At 66.1% G+C, this 20,677-nt stretch carries 22 protein-coding genes and 2 pseudogenes; 13 read left to right on the plus strand and 11 right to left on the minus strand.

The features are described from left to right. Positions 1-41 precede the first annotated feature (41 nt). From ACQ858_RS04960 to ACQ858_RS05005, 10 genes and pseudogenes are all read left to right on the plus strand, one after another. Positions 42-1,010 carry a YncE family protein gene (locus ACQ858_RS04960; protein WP_431276787.1) on the plus strand — a complete coding sequence of 323 codons (969 nt, stop codon included), beginning with the start codon at positions 42-44 and terminating at the stop codon, positions 1,008-1,010. Continuing rightward, positions 997-1,791 carry a polysaccharide deacetylase family protein gene (locus tag ACQ858_RS04965; RefSeq protein ID WP_431275679.1) on the plus strand — a complete coding sequence of 265 codons (795 nt, stop codon included), beginning with the start codon at positions 997-999 and terminating at the stop codon, positions 1,789-1,791. The genes ACQ858_RS04960 and ACQ858_RS04965 overlap by 14 nt, the downstream gene beginning before the upstream one ends. A 31-nt stretch (positions 1,792-1,822) precedes the next feature. After that, positions 1,823-2,794, plus strand: coding sequence for a sterol desaturase family protein (locus ACQ858_RS04970; protein ID WP_431275680.1), 972 nt, complete (start codon positions 1,823-1,825; stop codon positions 2,792-2,794). 45 nt (positions 2,795-2,839) lie between these two features. Continuing rightward, positions 2,840-3,712 carry an EI24 domain-containing protein gene (locus ACQ858_RS04975; RefSeq protein WP_431275681.1) on the plus strand — a complete coding sequence of 291 codons (873 nt, stop codon included), beginning with the start codon at positions 2,840-2,842 and terminating at the stop codon, positions 3,710-3,712. After that, positions 3,709-4,509: a competence/damage-inducible protein A gene (locus ACQ858_RS04980; protein WP_431275682.1), complete on the plus strand. Its 801-nt coding sequence runs from the start codon at positions 3,709-3,711 to the stop codon at positions 4,507-4,509. The genes ACQ858_RS04975 and ACQ858_RS04980 overlap by 4 nt, the downstream gene beginning before the upstream one ends. 146 nt (positions 4,510-4,655) lie before the next feature. Then, entirely contained in the window at positions 4,656-6,071 is a 1,416-nt protein-coding gene (gene glnA / locus ACQ858_RS04985) for a type I glutamate--ammonia ligase (protein ID WP_431275683.1), read from the plus strand. Between the two features lie 207 nt (positions 6,072-6,278). After that, positions 6,279-6,791 (plus strand): hypothetical protein, encoded by a 513-nt coding sequence (locus ACQ858_RS04990; protein ID WP_431275684.1) that lies wholly within the window; start codon positions 6,279-6,281, stop codon positions 6,789-6,791. Then, positions 6,791-7,867 carry a nitrogen regulation protein NR(II) gene (gene glnL, locus ACQ858_RS04995; RefSeq protein WP_431275685.1) on the plus strand — a complete coding sequence of 359 codons (1,077 nt, stop codon included), beginning with the start codon at positions 6,791-6,793 and terminating at the stop codon, positions 7,865-7,867. The genes ACQ858_RS04990 and glnL overlap by 1 nt, the downstream gene beginning before the upstream one ends. 22 nt (positions 7,868-7,889) lie before the next feature. Continuing rightward, positions 7,890-8,132 (plus strand): annotated as a pseudogene (locus ACQ858_RS05000) (response regulator); the annotation flags it as partial. A 199-nt stretch (positions 8,133-8,331) separates the two neighbouring features. Further along, positions 8,332-9,423 carry a sigma 54-interacting transcriptional regulator gene (locus ACQ858_RS05005; protein ID WP_431276788.1) on the plus strand — a complete coding sequence of 364 codons (1,092 nt, stop codon included), beginning with the start codon at positions 8,332-8,334 and terminating at the stop codon, positions 9,421-9,423. A gap of 9 nt (positions 9,424-9,432) precedes the next feature. Here the strand turns inward: ACQ858_RS05005 and ACQ858_RS05010 are convergent, their stop codons facing one another. The 6 genes from ACQ858_RS05010 to ACQ858_RS05035 form a co-directional block, all read right to left on the minus strand. Then, a complete protein-coding gene (locus ACQ858_RS05010) occupies positions 9,433-9,930 on the minus strand; it encodes a hypothetical protein (protein WP_431275686.1) in 498 nt (165 codons plus the stop codon). Next, on the minus strand, positions 9,927-10,706 hold the full coding sequence (gene xth, locus ACQ858_RS05015; RefSeq protein ID WP_431275687.1) for an exodeoxyribonuclease III: 780 nt from the start codon (positions 10,704-10,706) through the stop codon (positions 9,927-9,929). The genes ACQ858_RS05010 and xth overlap by 4 nt, the downstream gene beginning before the upstream one ends. A gap of 79 nt (positions 10,707-10,785) precedes the next feature. Further along, positions 10,786-11,217 (minus strand): dihydrofolate reductase, encoded by a 432-nt coding sequence (locus tag ACQ858_RS05020; protein ID WP_431276789.1) that lies wholly within the window; start codon positions 11,215-11,217, stop codon positions 10,786-10,788. A 70-nt stretch (positions 11,218-11,287) separates the two neighbouring features. Continuing rightward, positions 11,288-12,118, minus strand: a complete 831-nt coding sequence (locus tag ACQ858_RS05025; RefSeq protein WP_431275688.1) for a thymidylate synthase — start codon at positions 12,116-12,118, stop codon at positions 11,288-11,290. Next, positions 12,115-13,545: an FAD-binding oxidoreductase gene (locus ACQ858_RS05030; protein WP_431275689.1), complete on the minus strand. Its 1,431-nt coding sequence runs from the start codon at positions 13,543-13,545 to the stop codon at positions 12,115-12,117. Before ACQ858_RS05030 ends, ACQ858_RS05025 begins: the two co-directional genes overlap by 4 nt. Next, positions 13,542-13,955, minus strand: coding sequence for a DUF2069 domain-containing protein (locus ACQ858_RS05035; protein WP_431276790.1), 414 nt, complete (start codon positions 13,953-13,955; stop codon positions 13,542-13,544). The genes ACQ858_RS05030 and ACQ858_RS05035 overlap by 4 nt, the downstream gene beginning before the upstream one ends. A gap of 48 nt (positions 13,956-14,003) precedes the next feature. Between ACQ858_RS05035 and ACQ858_RS05040 the strand changes: the two genes are divergently transcribed. Both ACQ858_RS05040 and ACQ858_RS05045 read left to right on the plus strand, forming a co-directional pair. After that, entirely contained in the window at positions 14,004-15,221 is a 1,218-nt protein-coding gene (locus ACQ858_RS05040) for a YihY family inner membrane protein (RefSeq protein WP_431275690.1), read from the plus strand. Between the two features lie 98 nt (positions 15,222-15,319). After that, on the plus strand, positions 15,320-15,655 hold the full coding sequence (locus ACQ858_RS05045) for a thioredoxin family protein (RefSeq protein WP_431276791.1): 336 nt from the start codon (positions 15,320-15,322) through the stop codon (positions 15,653-15,655). A gap of 69 nt (positions 15,656-15,724) precedes the next feature. Here the strand turns inward: ACQ858_RS05045 and ACQ858_RS05050 are convergent, their stop codons facing one another. Genes ACQ858_RS05050 through ACQ858_RS05060 form a run of 3 tightly spaced genes read right to left on the minus strand, consistent with a single transcriptional unit; the run spans position 15,725 to position 17,840 of the window. Then, the gene (locus tag ACQ858_RS05050; protein WP_431275691.1) at positions 15,725-15,916 is read right to left on the minus strand and encodes an alpha/beta fold hydrolase; all 192 of its coding nucleotides are present in this window, start codon (positions 15,914-15,916) and stop codon (positions 15,725-15,727) included. After that, positions 15,862-16,530: an alpha/beta fold hydrolase gene (locus tag ACQ858_RS05055; protein WP_431275692.1), complete on the minus strand. Its 669-nt coding sequence runs from the start codon at positions 16,528-16,530 to the stop codon at positions 15,862-15,864. The genes ACQ858_RS05050 and ACQ858_RS05055 overlap by 55 nt, the downstream gene beginning before the upstream one ends. Beyond that, a complete protein-coding gene (locus ACQ858_RS05060; protein ID WP_431275693.1) occupies positions 16,530-17,840 on the minus strand; it encodes an O-acetylhomoserine aminocarboxypropyltransferase in 1,311 nt (436 codons plus the stop codon). The genes ACQ858_RS05055 and ACQ858_RS05060 overlap by 1 nt, the downstream gene beginning before the upstream one ends. A gap of 136 nt (positions 17,841-17,976) precedes the next feature. Here ACQ858_RS05060 and ACQ858_RS05065 point away from each other — a divergent pair, with 136 nt between their 5' ends. Further along, positions 17,977-18,417 carry a CBS domain-containing protein gene (locus ACQ858_RS05065; protein ID WP_431275694.1) on the plus strand — a complete coding sequence of 147 codons (441 nt, stop codon included), beginning with the start codon at positions 17,977-17,979 and terminating at the stop codon, positions 18,415-18,417. Between the two features lie 123 nt (positions 18,418-18,540). Here the strand turns inward: ACQ858_RS05065 and ACQ858_RS05070 are convergent. Both ACQ858_RS05070 and ACQ858_RS05075 read right to left on the minus strand, forming a co-directional pair. Further along, positions 18,541-19,527: pseudogene (locus tag ACQ858_RS05070) on the minus strand (Bug family tripartite tricarboxylate transporter substrate binding protein). After that, positions 19,524-20,615 carry an adenosine deaminase family protein gene (locus ACQ858_RS05075; RefSeq protein WP_431275695.1) on the minus strand — a complete coding sequence of 364 codons (1,092 nt, stop codon included), beginning with the start codon at positions 20,613-20,615 and terminating at the stop codon, positions 19,524-19,526. The pseudogene ACQ858_RS05070 and the gene ACQ858_RS05075 overlap by 4 nt, the downstream one beginning before the upstream one ends. Positions 20,616-20,677 lie beyond the last annotated feature (62 nt).

A 20,677-nucleotide genomic window follows, 5' to 3' on the forward strand; every position in this document is an offset into this window, starting at 1 on the left:
ACTCTTCTTTCGGAACCATCCCCTTGCGTCTCACTTCCCACCTGACAGGCCGCCTTGCGGCCTTTTTGTTTGCCTGTGCGGCGCTTGCGGCGCATGCTGCGGAGCCGCCTCCCGTCTTCGTGCTCAATTCCCTCGATGCCACGGTGAGCGTGATCGATCCTGGCTCATGGACCGAGAGGGTACGCATACCGACCGGCAAGGAGCCGCATCACCTCTACCTGACGCCGGACGAGCAGTCGCTCATCGTCGCGAATTCGGCCGGTGACTCGCTGACCTTCCTGAATCCGCGCACGGCCGAAGTGCAGCGCGTGGTCTACGGGATCATCGATCCCTACCAACTGCGCTTCTCGCCCGACATGAAGTGGTTCGTCACCGCAGGCAACCGCCTGAACCACGTCGATATCTACCGCTGGGACGGCAAGGAGCCCAAGCTCGTCAAGCGCATCCCGACCGGCAAGACACCGAGCCACATCTGGATCGACCCGCGCAGCACCACCGCTTACGTGACGATGCAGGACACCGACGAACTGATCGCGGTGGATCTCGCCACGCAGACCATCCGCTGGCGCACGCCCACCGGTCCGATGCCGGCCGACGTATTCGGCATCCATGACGGGAAGACTCTCCTGGTGGGGCTGACCGGCGGCGACGGCGTGCAGGTGTTCGACGTCGCGGGGGCGGAGCCCAAGCTGGTCGGCAAGCTTGCGACGGGCAAGGGCGCGCACGCCTTCCGGTCGGCGGGCGACGGCCGCAGCGTGTTCATCAGCAATCGGGTGGCCAACACGATCAGCCGCATCGACATCGCGACTCTCAAGGTCACAGACACCTATGCGGTGCCGGGGGGCCCGGACTGCATGGACGTCTCCGCCGACGGCAAGACGCTCTACGTGACCTCCCGCTGGGCCAAGAAGCTCACGGTGGTCGATCTCGTTGGCAACAAGATCGTGCGGCAGGTCAACGTCGGCCGCTCGCCGCACGGCGTCTGGACCCTCGACCATGCGAAGTCGTAGGCGCGCGCTCGGGGCGTTGCTGCTGGCGGCTGCGCTTGCTGGCAATGCGGTGGCGCAGGGCACATGCAGCAAGCCGGTCTATCTCACCTTCGACACCGGTCACATGGGCATCGCGCCACTCGTGGCCGACGTGCTCAAGCGCCAGGATGTGCGCGTGACTTTCTTCGCCGCGGCGGAGCGCACCGAGACCGGCGGCGACAGCCTCGACACCCAGTGGGCGCCCTGGTGGAGGGCGAGGGCGGCCGAGGGGCACGAATTCGCTTCCCACACCTATGACCACGCCTACTGGCGCGGCGACCTCAAGGGCATCGAGCCGCGCTTCCGCATCAAGCCCACTGCCGGGGCCCTTGCCGGCCGCGAATTCACCTGGGACGCGAAGCAGTACTGCGAGAACATCAAGAAAGCGGCAGACCGGCTCGCATTCGTCACCGGCAAGAAGCCGCTGCCGCTGTTCCGCGCGCCCGGCGGCAAGACCTCGCCGAAGCTGCTGCAGGCGGCAAAGAATTGCGGCTACGAGCACGTCGGCTGGGCGCCCGCCGGCTTCCTCGGCGACGAACTGCCGAGCGAGAAGTACAGCAACGAGAAACTGCTCCAGCAGGCGCTCGACACCATCCGGACGGGCGACATCCTGGTCGCGCACCTCGGTATCTGGTCGCGCAAGGACCCGTGGGCGCCGGCCGACCTCGAGCCGCTGATCGTCGGCCTCAAGGCCAAGGGCTTCTGTTTCCAGACGCTTTCGCAGCATCCGGCGTACCGCGACTGGATCGCGGCACATTCCTGAACCATCGGCGCCTGAACCGGATCGCACCGCAATGGAGTGGCTCACCGATCAATTCTCGGCATTGCAGCAGTGGCTGTTCGAGGCCGCCGTGCAGCCGATCGTCTACGCAATCGGCCTCGGCGGCCGGGTCGAAGACGCCTTCAATGCCACCGGCTGGCTGCTGGTCGGCCTGATCCAGATCGCGGTGCTCGTGGCCGTGATCGGGCCGATGCAGCGCTGGAGACCGGTGGAGCCGGTGGTCGACCGGCCCGCCATCCGCACCGATGTCCTCTACACGCTGATCCATCGGCTGGGCCTGTTCCGGCTGGCGATGTTCTTCGCGGTGACTCCGTTGTTCGACGATGTGCTCGGCATGATCCGCGCAGCCGGCTGGGGCACGATGCACCTGGACGAACTCTGGCCCGGCGTGACCGATATTCCCTGGGTCGCCCTCGCGATGTACCTGGTGGTGATCGACTTCGTCGAGTACCTCATCCATCGTGGCCAGCACCGCTTCAACTGGTGGTGGGCGCTGCATTCGCTGCACCACTCGCAGCGGCAGATGACGATGTGGAGCGACAACCGGAACCACCTGCTCGACGACCTGATCCACGACACGATCATCGTGATCGTCGCCCAGCTGATCGGCGTCGCGCCCGGGCAGTTCATCGCGATCGTGGCGTTCACCCAGCTCAGCCAGAGCCTGCAGCACGCCAATCTGCGGCTCGGCTTCGGCAAGCTGGGCGAGCGGCTGTGGATCAGCCCGCGCTTCCATCGCGTGCACCACAGCATCGGCATCGGGCACGAATCCGAGGGGCCACGAACGCTCGGGGGCCATAACTTCGGGGTGCTGCTGCCGTGGTGGGACATGCTGATCGGCACCGCGAATTTCGACGACCGCTACGACCCGACCGGCATCCGCGACCAGGTCGAGCCCGACGCGCAGGGCCGCGTGAGGGATTACGGGCGGGGCTTCTGGTCGCAGCAGTGGCTCGGTCTCAAGCGACTGGCCGGCCGGGGTTGAGACGCAGGTTTTCGCTTCACGCGATGGCGTTATCCTCGGGCCCCCATGCGACTTCTTCTCGATTCGTTCTGGCGCGCGGTCGCCTACTGCATGCACCCGCGGGTGATCGTGCTGTCGTTCCTGCCGCTCGGGCTGATGGTGGCCTTGTCGGCCGTGCTCGGCTACTTCTACTGGGACGCCTCGGTCGCCTGGACGCGGGAGGCGCTCGATGCATGGCCCCTGCTCTCCAGCGTGTGGGCGTGGATCGGCGGCATCTTCTCCAGCGACGTCAAGGCGATCCTCGCTCCGCTGCTCGTGGTGCTGGCCGTGACGCCGCTGATCGTGGTGGTGTCGTTGCTGGTCGTGGCCGGATTCATGGCGCCGGCGCTGACCCGACTCGTTGCCGAGCGGAGATTTCCTGAGCTGGAGCAGAAAAGGGGGTCGTCCTTCATCGGCAGCGCTGCCCGCGCATTCGGCCTGACCGTTCTTGCGATGCTCGCGCTCGTGGTGTCGATGCCGCTGTGGCTCATTCCGCCTCTGGTGCTCATCCTTCCGCCGCTGATCTGGGGCTGGCTCACCTATCGGGTGATGAGCTTCGATGCGCTGGCCGAGCACGCCACGGCCGAGGAGCGCAACGCGCTCCTGCGCGCCCACCGGATGCAACTGCTCGCCATCGGCGTGCTGTGCGGCTACCTGGGCGCGGCGCCGAGCATCGTCTGGGCATCGGGCCTGCTGTTCGCGGCCGCCTTCTTCGTGCTCGCCCCGATGGCCATCTGGATCTACACGCTGGTGTTCGCGTTCTCCGCGCTCTGGTTCGCCCACTACTGCCTCGACGCGCTCGCAAGGCTGCGCCTGCAGCGGGCGGCCGCAACGGTCGCGCCGCCAGCCATCGACATGGCGGACGCGAAGGCCGCCGCAAGCCAATGGAGCGCACCATGAGCCGGTCATTCGGTCTGATCATCGTCGGCGACGAAATCCTGTCGGGCAAGCGTCTCGACAAGCACATGCCCAAGGTCATCGAACTGCTCGCCGCACGCGGGTTGCAGCTCGCCTGGGCCGAGTACGTCGGCGATGTCCCGGCGCGCATCACTGCGGCCCTCGCGCGCGCCTTCGCTTCGGGCGATGTGGTGTTCTCCACGGGCGGCATCGGCGCGACGCCTGACGACCATACGCGCCAGTGCGCCGCCGCGGCGCTCGGTGTCCCGCTCGGGCTCCACCCCGAGGCCGAAGTGCTGATCCGCGAGCGCATGCAGGACACGGCGCGCGAGCAGGGCGTGCCCTACGAGCCCGACCGCCCCGATAACGTGCATCGCCTCAACATGGGCGTATTCCCGCTCGGCGCGAAGATCATCCGGAACCCCTACAACAAGATCCCGGGCTTCAGCCTCGGCGACGTCCATTTCGTGCCGGGCTTCCCGGTCATGGCCTGGCCGATGATCGAGTCGGTGCTCGACGAGCGCTATGCCGATCTCTTCGCGCGAGGCCGCGCCGTCGAGAAATCGGTGATCGTCTTCGGTTCCATGGAAGCGACGCTGACGCCGCTCATGGAGACCATCGAGCGCGAACACCCGGGCATCAAGGTGTTCAGTCTGCCGAGCGTGGACCACGCCGAGCATGGCCGCCACATCGAACTCGGCGTCAAGGGCGATTCCGACAAGGTCGATGCCGCTTACGCCCATCTCCTGCAGGGCCTGCACAGCTTTGATGCGCGCCTAGGCCCCGAATTGGTGCGGTAAATGCGTCCGCACCAATTTGGTTACAACTTGCATGTTTCCCGGCGTGCATGTGTGCACCAAAGGCTCTCGCGCGCCAGTGACAATGGCACAGAAACTGCATTCCTCGTCCCCGTCATACCAACCACCATCCAAACCAGGAGAACCTGATGGCAAAGACCGTCGCCGATGTACTCAAACTCGTGAAGGAAAACGAGGTCAAGTTCGTCGACTTCCGCTTCACCGACACCCGCGGCAAGGAACAGCACGTGACCGTGCCGGTTTCGCACTTCGATGAAGACAAGTTCAATTCGGGCCACGCCTTCGATGGTTCGTCGATCGCCGGTTGGAAGGGCATCGAAGCCTCGGACATGCTGCTCATGCCCGATCCGAACACCGCCAACATCGACCCGTTCTTCGAAGAAACGACCCTGATCCTGACCTGCGACGTGGTCGATCCCACCGACGGCAAGCCCTACGAGCGCGATCCCCGCTCGCTCGCCAAGCGCGCCGAGGCCTACATGAAGGCATCGGGCCTCGGTGACACCGCCTTCTTCGGACCGGAACCCGAATTCTTCGTGTTCGACAGCGTCCGCTGGAAGAATGACATGTCCGGCTGCTTCGTGAAGATCGACTCCGAAGAAGCCTCGTGGAACACCGACAAGGAATACGAGCACGGCAACACCGGCCACCGTCCGGCGGTCAAGGGCGGCTACTTCCCGGTTCCCCCGGTCGACAGCTTCCAGGACATGCGTTCGGAAATGTGCCCGGTGCTCGAATCGCTCGGCATCCCGGTCGAAGTGCATCACCACGAAGTGGCCAACGCCGGCCAGATGGAACTCGGCACCAAGTTCAGCACGCTCATCCAGCGCGCCGACTGGGTCCAGCTGCAGAAGTACGTGATCCACAACGTCGCGCACGCCTACGGCAAGACCGCGACCTTCATGCCCAAGCCGATCGTCGGCGACAACGGCTCCGGCATGCACGTGCACCAGTCGGTCTGGAAGGACGGCAAGAACCTGTTCGCCGGTGACGGCTACGCCGGCCTGAGCGAATTCGCGCTGTTCTACATCGGCGGCATCATCAAGCACGCCCGCGCGCTCAACGCCATCACGAACCCCGGCACCAACAGCTACAAGCGCCTGGTGCCCGGCTTCGAGGCCCCGGTCAAGCTGGCCTACTCGGCCAAGAACCGCTCGGCATCGATCCGCATCCCGTTCGTGGCGAACCCGAAGGGCCGCCGCGTCGAGGCGCGCTTCCCCGATCCGATGATGAACCCCTACCTCGGCTTCGCCGCGATGCTGATGGCGGGCCTCGACGGCGTGGAAAACAAGATCCACCCGGGCGAAGCCGCGAGCAAGGACCTCTACCATCTGCCGCCGGAAGAAGACGCGCTGATCCCGACCGTCTGCCACAGCCTCGACCAGGCGCTCGAGTACCTCGACAAGGACCGTGCGTTCCTGACCAAGGGCGGCGTGTTCACCGATGCCTACATCGATGCCTACATCGAACTCAAGATGCAGGAAGTCACGCGTTTCCGCATGGCCACTCATCCGGTCGAGTTCGACATGTACTACTCGTTGTAATTGCTCGCCCCCAGGCTGCGCGCACTTCGTGTCGCTCCGCCAACCCCTGCCGGGGGCAACACCAGCGGACCGGCCAAGCCGGTTCCGCGGTGTTTCACGAACAAAAGCCCGTCATTGACGGGCTTTTCCTTTTCTGCGGGAACGCATCGGTCGCGGGGACATCGAATTGCATCAAAATGTCCGGCTGAGCGCACTCCATCGACGATCATGAAGACCCTTTCCGCTTCCCTGCTGGCCGCCTTTGCACTGGGCGGCCTCCACATGCAAGCCAGTGCGCAGGAGCGCGTCTGGCGCTGCGGCAACGAATACACCAACAACGCCACGCTGGCGCAGCAGCGCGGCTGCAAGATCATGGAAGGCGGCAACGTCACCGTCGTGCAGGGCACCCGGCCGGTGGCGTCCGCCGCATCCTCGAGCGGCGCATCCGCCGCAAGATCGCCGGCGGGCAGCCCGCGCGTCGAAGGCGCCGACCAGCGCGCGCGCGACGGCGAGGCGCGTTCGGTGCTTGAATCCGAACTCAAGAAGGCGCAGGACCGCCAGGCGCAGCTTCTGAAGGACTACAACAACGGCGAGCCCGAGAAGCAGGGCAGCGAGTCCAAGAACTATCAGAAGTACCTGGACCGCGTGGCTGAAATGAAGGCGGAGATCGATCGCAACCAGAGCGATATCGACGGCATTCAGCGCGAAATCGGCCGGCTGCCCGCTGCGGCCAATCGTTGATGGCTTTTGGCAAACCCGCGGGCCCCGGCAAGCGCTTCCAGGCCTTCGACCTGCTCTCGACGCTGATCGCGGTGGTTCGCGCCGATGGGTCGGTCCTGTTTGCGAACTCGGGCCTCGAGGACGCACTCGGCACGTCGCGCCGGACGCTCGAAGGTTCCCAGTTCGGCGCCTGCTTCCATGAACCCCAGGTGCTGCGCACGGCCATCGAGGGCGCGAGCAGCAACGACTTCGCGACGCTTCGCTACGAGGCGATGCTGCGCAGGGTCAACCACGAGCTGATGCCGGTACAGGTCACGATCGCGCAGAGCGGCAAGGCGGGCGAGCTCATCATCGAGATGTCGCCGCTCGAGCAGCAGGTGCGCCAGGACCGCGAGGAGCGCCTGCTCGACCAGGCGCAGGCCAACAAGGAGCTCATCCGCAATCTCGCGCACGAGATCAAGAATCCGCTCGGCGGCATCCGCGGCGCCGCGCAGCTGCTTCAGATGGAGGTCGAGTCGCGCGACCTCGTCGAGTACACGCAGGTCATCATCCACGAAGCCGACCGGCTGCAGACGCTGGTCGACCGCCTGCTCGCGCCGCACCGTCGGCCGCACGTGGTGGGCGACGTCAACATCCACGAGGTGTGCGAGCGCGTGCGCTCGGTGATCCTCGCGGAGTTTCCGCGCGACCTGCATATCGAGCGCGACTTCGACGTCTCGATTCCCGAATTTCGCGGCGATCGCGAGCAGCTCATCCAGGCGACGCTCAACATCGTCCACAACGCCGCGCAGGCACTGGCCGAGCGGCGCGCTGCGGGCGATGCGCAGATCACGCTCAAGACGCGCGTCGCTCGTCAGGTCATATTCAACAAGCAGTGGTATCGACTGGCACTGGAATTGCATGTCATCGACAATGGACCGGGCGTACCGGACGCGATCAAGGACCGCATCTTCTATCCCCTCGTATCGGGGAGGGAAGGCGGAACCGGGCTGGGGTTGACGCTTGCACAGACCTTTGTGCAGCAGCATCACGGCGTGATCGAGTGCGACAGCGTCCCGGGCCGGACCGATTTCAAGATATTGATACCGCTGCCCTAGCAGCCACGCAACAAGGAGCTGCATGAAGCCGATCTGGATAGTGGATGATGATCAATCAATCCGCTTCGTGCTGGAAAAAGCGCTGCTGCGCGAAGACCTGCCGACCCGTAGCTTCACCAACACGCGCGAGGTTCTTGCCGCACTCGAGGCGGCGGCCGACGACGAATTGCAGGGCCCGCAGGTCCTGGTGAGCGACATCCGCATGCCGGGTGGTTCCGGCCTCGATCTGCTCGACAAGATCAAGGCCAAGCATCCGGGACTGCCGGTCATCATCATGACCGCGTTCTCCGACCTCGACAGCGCCGTCTCGGCGTTTCAGGGGGGCCTTCGAATACCTTCCGAAGCCCTTCGACCTGCCGCGTGCGGTGGAGCTGATCCGCCGCGCCGTCGACGAAAGCCAGCGCGAGGAGGTGGCCGAGGAACGCATGGCCGCCACGCCCGAGATGCTCGGTCAGGCCCCGGCGATGCAGGACGTGTTCCGCGCCATCGGCCGTCTCTCGCAGAGCAACGTCACGGTGCTGATCACCGGCGAGTCGGGTTCGGGCAAGGAACTGGTCGCGCGCGCGCTGCACAAGCATTCGCCGCGCGCCAACGGGCCCTTCGTCGCGATCAACACGGCCGCCATTCCGAAGGACCTGCTCGAGAGCGAGCTCTTCGGCCACGAGCGCGGCGCGTTCACCGGCGCGCAGACCATGCGCCGCGGCCGCTTCGAGCAGGCCGAAGGCGGCACGCTCTTTCTCGACGAAATCGGCGACATGCCGTTCGACCTCCAGACGCGGCTGCTGCGCGTGCTGAGCGACGGGCACTTCTACCGAGTCGGTGGTCACAACTCGGTCAAGGCCAATGTGCGCGTGATCGCGGCGACTCACCAGGATCTGGAGATGCGCGTCAAGCAGGGCGGCTTCCGCGAGGATCTTTTCCACCGGCTCAACGTGATCCGCTTGCGCTTGCCTGCCTTGCGCGAGCGCAGTGAGGACGTGCCCGCGCTCACGCGCCATTTCCTGCAGCAGAGCGCGAAGCAGCTCGGTGTCGAACCCAAACGCATCTCCGATGCGGCGCTCGCGCAACTGGCTGCATTCAGTTTCCCGGGCAACGTGCGTCAGCTGGAGAACATCTGCCACTGGCTCACCGTCATGGCGCCAGCGCAGCTGATCGAGGCCAAGGACCTGCCGCCCGAGGTGATGGCGAATGCCTCCTCCGAGGCACCTGCGGCTTTGGCGGCCGTGCCACCCGCAGCGGTCTCCGAGCATGAACAGCCCTCGGTCGCGCCGGTCTCTGCTGCATCCGTCGCCATGACTGCGGTGCAGCCCGCAGTGCCGGCGGCCGTTGCGAGCGCGCCGGCTGCGACGTGGGAAAGCGGACTCGAACTGGAAGCGCAAAGCATGCTGGCGGCCGGCCGGACCGACGTCTGGGATGCGCTGTCGCGCCGCTTCGAGTCACGGCTGATCCTCACGGCGCTCGCGAATACGCGAGGCCGCCGCATCGAGGCCGCGCAGAAGCTCGGCATCGGCCGCAACACGATCACGCGGAAGATCCAGGAGCTGGGGCTGGAGTAGCGGCCGGCTTCAGCGGCTGCGCTGGCCCTGGGTCAGCGTGTCGAGCTGGAACTGGCCGCTCCTGTCCCACAGCCATGTGTCGACATAGGTGTGGCCGCCGATCTTGCCGGGGTTGGGCAGGGGCGATGCGTCCTTGATCAGCTCCGCGATCATCGGCGGCACCTCCGGCGCATGGCTCGGCGTGCGGCTGAAATGCACGCCGGTCACCTTGCCGGTGGCGTCGACGTCGGTCTCGGTCACGACCACCGCATAGACCAGTGGCGGAATCTTTCCCTTGTAGATGCGCTTCGGGTAGGTCTTGTAGATGTGCTGCGCACCGAGCTTCCGGTAGGCGCGCACCGCGGGCGTCTGGGCAGTGATGGTGCGGCCGATGGTTTCCTGGACGGGGGCTCCAGGTTCTGCCGCCGCTTCCTTGGCGGCTTCGCCTTTGCCTTCCTGCTGGAGTGCCGAGCACCCGGCAAGACCGATCGCTGCCGCAAGAAGTGCAAGGGCGAGGATGCGTGTCATGGCGCGAGCTCGAGGATGACCGGCGCGTGGTCGCTGGGCTTTTCCCACTTGCGCGGCGCGCGATCGATCACGCAGCCCTTCACGCGCGGCACCAGCGGAGCGCTGACGAGGATGTGATCGATGCGCAGGCCACGGTTTTTCTGGTAGCCCAGCATGCGGTAGTCCCACCACGAGTAGCTCTTCTCCGGCTGATCGAAGAGGCGGAAGCTGTCGGTGAGACCCAGCTTGAGCAGGTCCTTGAAGTGGTTCCGCTCCTCGGTGGTGTGGTGGATCGTCTCCGCGAGGCCCACCGGGTCGAAGCTGTCGCGGTCCTCCGGCGCGATGTTGAAGTCGCCGAGCAGCACGAGGTTGGGATGCAGGGCGAGCTCTTCTCGCAGCCAGTCGCGCAGGGCTTCGAGCCACTTCATCTTGTAGGCGAACTTGTCCGTGCCCGGCGCCTGGCCGTTCACGAAATAGCCGTTGACGATGCGCAATTCGCCGGACGGCGTGTCGATGCTCGCGCTGATGACGCGCGAGTGTTCATCGGTGAAGCCGACGATGTTCTTCACCACGTTGCGCGTCGGCGCGAGGCTCAGCACCGCGACGCCGTTATAGGTCTTCTGGCCGAATACCGCGGCTTCGTAGCCGGCGGCCTTCAGCACGTCCAGCGGGAACTTGTCGTCGCTCAGCTTGAGCTCCTGCAGGCACAGCACGTCGACGGGGTTGGCGGCCAGCCAGTCGAGCACATGCTGCAGGCGGGCGGTGAGGGAGTTGACGTTCCAGGTGGCGATCTTCATGGGGCTTGTCTCGGGTCCTTCAGGTGGGCCGGCGACGGCGTCCGATCCACGGGCCGCGTTCGGCCGGATTCTCTCGTGTTCAGCGGCGCTCGAGGGTAACGAAACTGTAGGGGATGCCGCTCGCCGAAGTGTGGGACTCGCGCTCGATCTCGTGCCAGCCCGCGCCGAAGCGCGGCGCCCAGGCATCACCCCCGTAGTTGCGCGCAATCTCGGTGACGATGGCGCGCTGCGCCAGCGGTTCGGCCTCGGCGTAGATCTGCGCGCCGCCGATCACCCATGCTTCGGGCGCCGCGTCGCGTTCGCAAATGGCCACCGCCGCCTGCAGGCTCGACACCCGCTCGGCGCCGTCCGCCTGCCAGTCCGGCTGGCGGGTGATGATGATGTTGCGGCGTCCCGGCAGCGGACGGAAGCGCGGCGGCAGCGAATCCCAGGTCTTGCGGCCCATGATCACCGGCGCCCCGGCCGTCTGCTGCTTGAAATGCGCCATGTCCTCCGGCAGATGCCACGGCATCGTGCCGTTGTGGCCGATCACGCCGTTGGCGGCGCGCGCGAGGATGAGATTGATGCGCGTCGTCACGGTGTCAGATGGCGACCGGCGCCTTGATGGCATCGTGGTGCTGATAGTCGACCACTTCGAAGTCCTCGTACGCGTAGTCGAAGATCGATGGCGGCTTGCGGTTGATGCGCAGCGTCGGATAGGGGTAGGGCTTGCGACCGAGTTGCAGTGCCACCTGCTCGGCATGGTTGCTGTAGATGTGGCAGTCGCCGCCGGTCCAGATGAAATCGCCCACGTCGAGGTCGCACTGCTGCGCGACCATGTGCGTGAGCAGCGCATAGCTCGCGATATTGAACGGCACGCCGAGGAAGATGTCGGCGCTGCGCTGGTAGAGCTGGCAACTGAGCTTGCCGCGCGCGCCCGGCGCCTGCGGCGGCGCGACGTAGAACTGGAAGAAGGCGTGGCATGGCATCAGCGCCATCTTCGAGAGCTCCGCAACGTTCCAGGCGCTCACGATGATGCGGCGCGAATCGGGGTTGCTGCGCAGGGTGTCGATCACCTGCTGGATCTGGTCGATGTGGCCACCGTCCGGCGTCGGCCAGCTGCGCCACTGCACGCCGTACACCGGGCCGAGGTCGCCGTCCTCGCGCGCCCATTCGTCCCAGATCGTCACGCCGCGCTCTCGCAGCCAGTTGTTGTTGCTCGATCCGGTCAGGAACCACAGCAGCTCCTGGATGATGGAGCGCAGGTGCACCTTCTTCGTAGTAACAAGCGGGAAGCCCTCGTTCAGGTCGAAGCGCATCTGGTAGCCGAACACGCTCTTGGTGCCGGTGCCGGTGCGGTCGCCCTTTTGCACGCCCGTCGTGTCGACGTGGCGCATGAAGTCTTCGTATTGCGAGCGAATGGGGCGATTCATTGGGTGGTCTCCGTCCGGATCACCCGACCCGGATTCAGGATGTTCTGCGGATCGAGTCCGCGCTTGATGGCGCGCATCATCGCGAGCGCGACGGGCGACTTGTGCTTCTCGAGCTTCTCGACCTTCAGCGAGCCGACGCCGTGCTCGGCCGAGAACGAGCCCTCGAATTTTTCCACCTCGTCGTAGACCAGCGTGTTGATCCGGTCTTCGTATTCGCGCAGGAAGGCGCCGTTGTCGCCACCGGCGGGCGCCTGCACGTTGTAGTGCAGGTTGCCGTCGCCGAGGTGGCCGAAGTTGACCAGCCGCACGCCGGGGACCTCGCGCTGCAGCAGTGCATCGGTCTCGGCCACGAAGGTGGGGATGCGCGACACCGCGATCGAGATGTCGTGCTTGATATTGAGGCCCTCTTCGGCCTGCGCGAGTGGAATGCTTTCGCGGACATGCCACAGCTGGTGCGCCTGCGTGAGGTTCTCGGCGACCACCGCATCGGTCACGCAGCCGGCCTCGAAGGCGGTTTCGAGCAGCGCCTCGAAGCGGGCGCGGGCATGGTCCTCGGATTCGTTGTCGGAGTTCTCCAGCAGCACGCAGTAGGGCGCCGATTCATCGTCGATGAAAGGCACGCGCAGCGCGGGAAAGTGCTTGGCGACGAGGCTCAAGGCGAATTGGCCCATGACCTCGAAGCCGGTGAGCCCCGCGCCCAGGCGCTTGTGCGCGAGGCCGAGAAGCGTCACGGCGTGGTCGAGCGACGGCACTGCCGCCCAGGCGGTGAGTTGAGCCGCAGGCAGCGGGTAGAGCTTCATCGTTGCCGCCGTGATGATGCCGAGCGTGCCTTCGCTGCCGACGATCAGGTCGCGCAGGTCGTAGCCGGTGTTGTCCTTGCGCAGGCCGCTGGTGCCTTCCCAGATCTCGCCCTGCGGCGTCACCACTTCGAGCCCGAGGCAGAGGTCGCGCGCATTGCCGTAGCGCACGACCTGCGTGCCGCCGGCGTTGGTCGCGAGATTGCCGCCGATGGTGCAGCTTCCTTCGGCCGCGAGGCTCAGGGGGAAGAGAAAGCCCGCGTTGCGCGCCGCTTCCTGCAGCACCTGCAGCACGCAGCCGGCCTCGACCGTCACGGTGAGGTTGGCCGCGTCGATGCCGCGGATCGCGTTCATGCGCTGCAGGCTGAGCAGAACCTGTGTACCGCTGTCGTCGGGAACCGAGCCGACCGCAAGGCCGGTGTTGCCGCCCTGCGGAACGATCGCAGTGCCTGCGGCTGCGCAGGCCTTGACCACCTCGGCCACCTGCTGCGTGTTCCCCGGCCGGACGACCGCGAGCGCCTTGCCGCGCGAACGCTTGCGCCAGTCCTGCTCCCAGGCGGTGAGGTCGCCGTCGGTGAGGACGTTCGCCGCGCCGACGATGCCACGCAGCATTTCGATCAGGACGCTCATGGCGTCGCTCCTTCCAGTCTTCGCGCCCGGTCGGCGTTGCGCAGCCGCAGCCGCACGTGCCAGGCACAGGCAATGAAAAGCGCCAGGGACAGCACGACCTGGACCAGCGCCAGAACCCGGCTCACGCCATTCGTGTCGCTCCAGGCGCGCACCACGCCTTCGGTGAAATAGAGCCAGACCAGCAGGCTGACCCAGCGGTAGGTGTACATGCGGTTCTTCAGCAGCCCGGCGAGCGGCACGGCCAGCGGCAGCGCCTTCAGCGCGAGCCACGAGCCGCCCGGCCTGAGCGGCGCCAGCCACAGCTCCCAGGCCAGCCCCAGCACGATCAGGCCGACCAGGCTGCCAACGGCCAGCCAGCGCGTGGCGGATACGGATGCGGGAGGCAAAGAGGGGTTGATCACGAGAAAAATCGGCGAAGCGAAACGCAGTGCGCGAAGCCTGCGGGGAACCTGTACGGCATGATACCGGCCATGAATCGCCGGCAGCTTTGGAGGGACCTTTCGCATTTCCCGTGGCGGAATACGGGGGCCGTGCTTCTCGAGCGGTTCCGCGAGGACCGCCTCGGGTTGACCGCAAGCAGTCTGACCTTCACCACCACCATCGCGATGGTGCCGTTCTTCACGGTGGCGCTCGCGCTGTTCACCGTGTTCCCGATGTTTTCGAAGATGCAGGGGCGACTTCAGCGCTGGCTGATCGAAAGCCTGATCCCCGACAACATCGCGCGGCAGGTGCTCGGCTACCTCAATCAGTTCGCGAACAAGGCCAGTGGGCTCGGCGTGGCCGGCCTGGTCGTGCTGCTGGTCACGGCGGTGGCGCTGATCCTGACCATGGACAAGACGCTGAACAACATCTGGCGCGTGCGCATGCCCAGGCCCCTTGCACAGCGGGTGCTGATCTACTGGGCTGCGATCACGCTCGGCCCGCTGGTGCTGGCCCTGAGCCTGAGCACCACCGCCTCTTTTCTCGCGGCCTCGCGCGAAGTGTTCGGCGGTGCCATCGTCAAGCTGCTGCTCGACAGCTTCGAGTTCGTGCTGCTGGCCGGCGGCATGGCGTGCCTCTATCGCTATGTGCCGAACACACACGTCAAGTGGTCGCATGCCTGGACCGGCGGCGTCTTCGTCGCGGCGGCGATCGAGATCTCGAAGCGGGTGCTCGGCTACTACCTCAGCCTCGTGCCGACCTATTCGGTGATGTACGGCGCCTTCGCGACGGTGCCGATCCTGCTGGTGTGGACCTATGTGGCATGGTTGATCGTGTTGTTCGGCGCGGTGATCGCGGCCTATCTGCCCAGCCTTCTCACCGGCGTGGCGCGCCGGGGCGGTGCGGCGGGCTGGGCGCTGCAACTGGCGGTCGAGGTGCTGCAGCATCTCTCGGACGCGGGTTCGACCCCCGCCAAGGGGCTCGGCGCCGCCGCGCTGGTGGCACGCATGCAGGTGGATGCCCTGCAACTCGCGCCGGTGCTCGAGACGCTGGTGGCCCTCGACTGGATCGCGCCGCTCGCCGAGGAGCCCGACAACGAAGACCCGCGCTTCGTGCTGCTCGCGGACCCGGCGATCACCCCGCTCGAGCCGCTGCTGAAACAACTGCTCATGCCGCAGGCGCCTCCGCTGGAGAACCTCTGGCGCAAAGGCCCTTTGGACGCGCTGCTGCTGCAGGACCTGCTGGTCTATCGATAATGGCGGCGGATTTTCCATTCCATCCTCTTCATCGACCGAGCCTGGCCTTGACCGACTTCTCCTCCTCCGCCGCAGCTCCCGTCCCGGCCGACGATCCGATGTGGGTCGTCTGCCTGTGCGCCGAATGGTGCGGCGCGTGCCGCGAGTACCGGCCGTTGTTCGAGCAGGTGGCGCGAGCCCATCCGCAGTTCCGGTTCGCCTGGGTGGACATCGAGGATCACGCCGATCTGGCCGACGACTTCGACGTCGAGACCTTTCCGACCCTGCTGATCGCGGATGGCGGCGGCACGCATTTCCTCGGGCCGTTGCTGCCGCATGCCGAGACGCTTTCGCGGATGCTGACGGCATTGCAGCCTGCACAGGCGTCGGCGCCGGAGGTGCGAACACTGCTCGCCGCGCTCCAGCGAGAGCCCGAGACCTTCTCGGTCGCCTGAACGGAGCGCGCCCGGCCCGCGCTGCTGGCCGACATCGACGCCCTCGACGCCGGAGCTGCCCGGCGCGATTCAGGTCTTCAGGAAAGCGCTCAGCGCGAAGAGCACCTCGTCCGGCGCTTCGGTCATCAGCGCATGGCCGGCGTTGACCGTGACCACCTTCGCATTGGCAGCTTTCGAAGTCAGTGTGCGTGTGGCACGCGGCGGCGTCATCTGGTCCGCCGCGCCGAGCAGGAACAGCGTCGGGCATTGCACCTTCGCCATCGCGGCTTCGCCGTTCGCATAGTCGTTGCAGGCCTTGAAGCCGATATGGAAGACGTTCGCGTCCGGGTTGCTTGCCAGCACGCGCCGCATGAGCGCGCGCGAGGCGCCGTAGAGCCGGTGCCCGGCCCGAGCGAGGAGGGCGGCGGTGCCAGCAGTGAATGCGAGAAGGTGTTGACCATCGCGATCGCACGCTGCGGATCGTTGAGCGCGCCGTCGAGTAGTGCCGGTGACACGGTCATCGGATAGGCGGTGCCCACCAGCGCAAGGTGCGAAACGCGCTCCGGCGATCGCGCCGCGGCTTCGAGCGCGATCAGCGAGCCGAAGCTGTGCCCGGCGAGCGCCGCCTTCGCCACACCGGCCGCGTCGAGCAGCGCGATGATGAATCCCGCCGCCTCTTCGACGGTGGCCGGCGGCGGCCCTTCGCTCCTGCAATGCCCGGGCAGGTCCACGGCGAGCACGTTCCAGCCATGGTTGGCAAACCAGCGGCTCTGCAGGATCCACACGCTGTGGTCGTTCAGCACGCCGTGGATGAAGACGACGGTGGGCTTGGTGTTGTCGAGCGTCTTGCCGCCGGTGTAGCAGTAGGTCGCGTGGCCGTTGACCTTGAGTTCCATCACGCACCCGCCTTCTCTGCCGCCTTCAGCGCGCGCTTGAGATCGTCGATGAGGTCGGCCGGGTCTTCGAGACCGATCGAGAGCCGGATCGTGCCTTGCGAAATCCCCGCGCCGGCGAGGGCTTCGTCGCTCATGCGGAAGTGCGTCGTGCTCGCCGGATGGATCACGAGGCTGCGGCAATCGCCGACGTTCGCGAGGTGGCTGAACAGCCGCAGCGCCTCGATGAACTTCTTGCCCTGTTCGCGGTTGCCCTTGAGGTCGAAGCTGAATACCGAGCCTGCACCTTTCGCGCCGTGTCTGAGCAGCTTGTGCGCGAGCGCGTGGCTGGGGTGCGATTCGAGCAGCGGATGCCCGACGTGCGCCACGAATGGATGGGCGGCGAGGAACTCCACCACCTTCTGCGTGTTGTCGACGTGCCGCTCCATGCGCAGCGGCAGCGTCTCGATGCCCTGCAGGATGAGCCATGCTGTGTGCGGACTCATCGATGCGCCGAAGTCCCGCAGCCCCTCGCGCCGCGCGCGCAGCAGGAAGGCGCCCACGGTGCTTTCCTCGCTGAAGACCATGTTGTGGAAGCCTTCGTAGGCCTCGGTCAGTTCCGCGAATTTGCCGGAGCGCTCCCAGTCGAAGTTGCCCGAATCGACCACGATGCCGCCGATCACGGTGCCATGCCCCGAGAGGAACTTGGTGGCCGAGTGGTAGACGAGGTCGGCACCCCAGTCGAAAGGCTTGATCAGGTAGGGCGAGGTCAGCGTCGAATCCACCAGAAGCGGCACCTTGGCCGCGTGCGCGATTTCGCTCACTGCCGGAATGTCGAGCACGTCGAGGCCCGGGTTGCCCACGGTTTCGCCGAACAGCAGCTTGGTGTCGGGGCGGATCGCGGCACGCCAGCCGTCGAGGTCGCCGGGCTTGACGAAGGTGGTCTCGATGCCGAAGCGTCGCATCGTGTAGTGCAGCAGGTTCTGCGAGCCGCCGTAGAGCGCGGTGCTCGCGACGATGTGCGAGCCCGCGCCCATCAGCGTCGCGATCGACAGGTGCAGCGCGGCCTGCCCGCTCGCGGTGGCGATCGCGCCGATGCCGCCTTCGAGCGCCGAGACCCGCTGCTCCAGCACCGCGTTGGTCGGGTTGCTGATGCGCGAATACACGTGCCCCGCGCGCTCCAGGTTGAAGAGCGCCGCCGCGTGGTCGCTCGACTCGAAGACGAAGGAGGTGGTCAGGTGGATCGGAACCGCGCGCGCGCCGGTGGCGGGGTCGGGCGCGGCGCCGGCGTGGAGTGCCAGCGTGTCGAAGCCGGGATCGGAGTAGCCGGGCATGGAAGCCTTTCGATAGGGTTTCTGCAAAGGCCCGTTACGCGCGCAATCCCTGCGATGCCGACATGGCCTGTGGATGGATGGTCATTGTGGGCTATATTCAATTTGGCACATCGCCAACCAAGAGAGGAGCACCACGATGAAGGTCAGCGACATCCTGCGCGTCAAGGGAAACACGCTGTTTACGATCACCCCCGATCAACCCCTGGCCGAGGCGGTCAGCACCATGGCCGAGAAGGACATCGGCTCGCTCGTCGTGATGGAGCACGGTGATCTGGTCGGCATGCTGACCTTCCGCGAAGTGATCGTCGCCATCGTGGGCAACGGCGGGCAGGTCGGTGGCACCCTGGTGCGCAAGGCCATGGACGACCATCCGGTGACCTGCACGCTCGAAACCGATCTCGACGAGATCCGCCGCATCATGCTGGAGCGCCATGCGCGCTACATGCCCGTGATGGACAAGCGCATGCTGATGGGTGTGATCAGCTTCTACGACGTCGCCAAGGCGGTGGTCGATAGCCAGAACTTCGAGAACAAGATGCTCAAGGCCTACATTCGCGACTGGCCCGAAGAGACTTGACTCGCCCCCAGGCTTGCTCACTTCGTGTAGCCGCCAACCCCCTGCCGGGGGCAACACCAGTGGCCCGGCGGAGCCGGTTCCACGGTGTTTCCCGAAAAGGCCCCGCTTGCGGGGCCCTTGTTTTTATTCCTTGATGTTGGCGGACTGGACGATCTTCTGGTTGCGGGCGTATTCGGCTCGCACGAATTGGCCCAGTTCTTCGGCGGAGCCACTGCCGGGGACGGCGCCCTGTTCCTGCAGCTTCGCGCGGACCTCGGGGTCCTTGAGGACGGCGTTGAGTTCCTGGTTGAGCCGGTTGACGATCGCCGGCGGCGTCGCGGCCGGGGCGAAGATGCCGGTCCAGCTCACCATCGAAAAGCCCTTGAGGCCGGGCATCTCGCCGAAGGTCGGCACGTCCGGTAGCGCCTCGAGGCGCTTCTCGCTCGTCACGCCGAGGGGCTTGAGCCGGTTGGCGCCCACATGCGGAATGGCGCTGGTGCTGACCAGCATCGCAAGGTCGACCTGGTTGCCGATCACGTCGGTGGCGATCTGCGCGCCGCCGCGGTAGGGCACGTGGGTGACGTAGATGCCGGTGCGTTCCTTCAACAGTTCCATCGCGAGTTGAAGCACCGTGCCGACGCCGGAGGTCGCGTAGTTGTACTGGCCCGGCGAGGCCTTCGCGAGCTTCACGAAGTCGGCGAAGTTCTTTACCGGCAGTCCCGGGCGCGCGACCAGCACCATCGGCGCGGTGTTCAGCATGCCCACGGGTGCGAGATCCTTGAGCGGGTCGAACTTGAAGGCGCCCGGATTGATGAGCCGGCCGATCGCGATCGCGCTGTCCGGCCCGGCGACCAGCGTGTAGCCGTCGGGTGCGGCGTTGACCGCCTTGGCGACGCCGATCGCGCCGCCCGCGCCGGAGACGTTCTCGATGACGATCGATTGCTACAGCCGCTCGCCGAGCCGGGTCGCCACCAGACGCGCATTGAAGTCCACGCTGCCGCCGGCCGAGTACGGGACGATCAGCGTGATCGGCTTCGCGGTCGGCCATGCGGCCTGCGCGAGCGCTGCGGCAGGCAGTGCGGCGACCAGGATCGCGGCAAGGAGAAGGGGCTTGCGGAAGAGCTTGTTCATGGCGTGGGAGAGATCGGGTCTTGTGGGAGGCGTGCGCGCAGCGCGTCGAATTCGCCGGTCCATTGCATGCGCCACTGACGGCGCAGCGAATCGTCGATCCATGCGCCATCGAGACCGTTCTGCATGAAGCCGCGCAGGTCGTCGAGCCCGAAGCCGAAGTCCCTCACCATCATGTGCCATGCCTGCGTGGGCGTGACCTTGTGCAGGGTCGGGTCGTCGGTGTTCGGGTGGATGCGAAGGCCGAGGCCGGGCATGCGACGGATCGGATGGTCGAGTGCCCAACGCTCAGGCGGCAGCGTGCGCAGGTAGTAGGAGTTGGTCGGCACCACGGTGAAGATCACGCCGCGCTCCGCGCACGCGCGCGCGAAGTCGGGCTGGTCGACCACCGTGTAGCCGTGGTCGATGCGGTCCACCTTGAGCAGGTCGAGCGCGGTGCGCACGTTGGTCCACGGCATGCCGAATTCGCCGGCATGCGCAGTCGTCTTGAGGCCGGCTCGGCGCGCATCGGCGTACGCCTGCTGGAACAGCTCGGGGGGACGATCGTTTTCGCGGTAATCGATGCCGATGCCGATGACCTCTTCGCACCGGTTGCCGATCACCCAGCGAACCATCTCGACGGCGGCCTCGGGGCTGGCCTCGCGGTCGATCGCGGCGATCAGGCGGCCGGTGATGCCGTGCGCCCGCTCGGCATCATGGATCGCACGCACGATCGCATCCTGCGCCTTGCGGTAGTCGATGCCGGATTCGTGCACCGTGCCGGTCGGGTTCCAGAAGAACTCGGCGTAGCGGACGTTGTGGCTTGCAGCGTCTTCCAGGTATTCGAAGGTGAGCCGATGCAGGTCGTCGGCGCTGCGCACCAGTTCCGCATCGAGCGCCCGCAGCACGCGCAGCACCCCGACGGGCTTCTCGCCGCGCGTGTAGAAGGCTTCGATCTCGTCGCCCCGCAGCGGCTGGCCGGCGTGCCGGTTGAGGTCGATGAAGGTGTCCTTCCGCACGGTGCCGAACAGATGGCAGTGCAGTTCGACCTTCGGAATCGCGTGGAGGAACGATTCCAGGGGCGACAACGAAGTGGCTGCGGGTTGTGTCATGGGGCGCAGTCTAGGGACGCCGCCGCGATAAGCAAAATTTTGAATTTCTATAATTTGATTCA

This window comes from Variovorax ureilyticus, from assembly GCF_050632185.1.
Lineage (GTDB): Bacteria > Pseudomonadota > Gammaproteobacteria > Burkholderiales > Burkholderiaceae_C > Variovorax > Variovorax ureilyticus_A.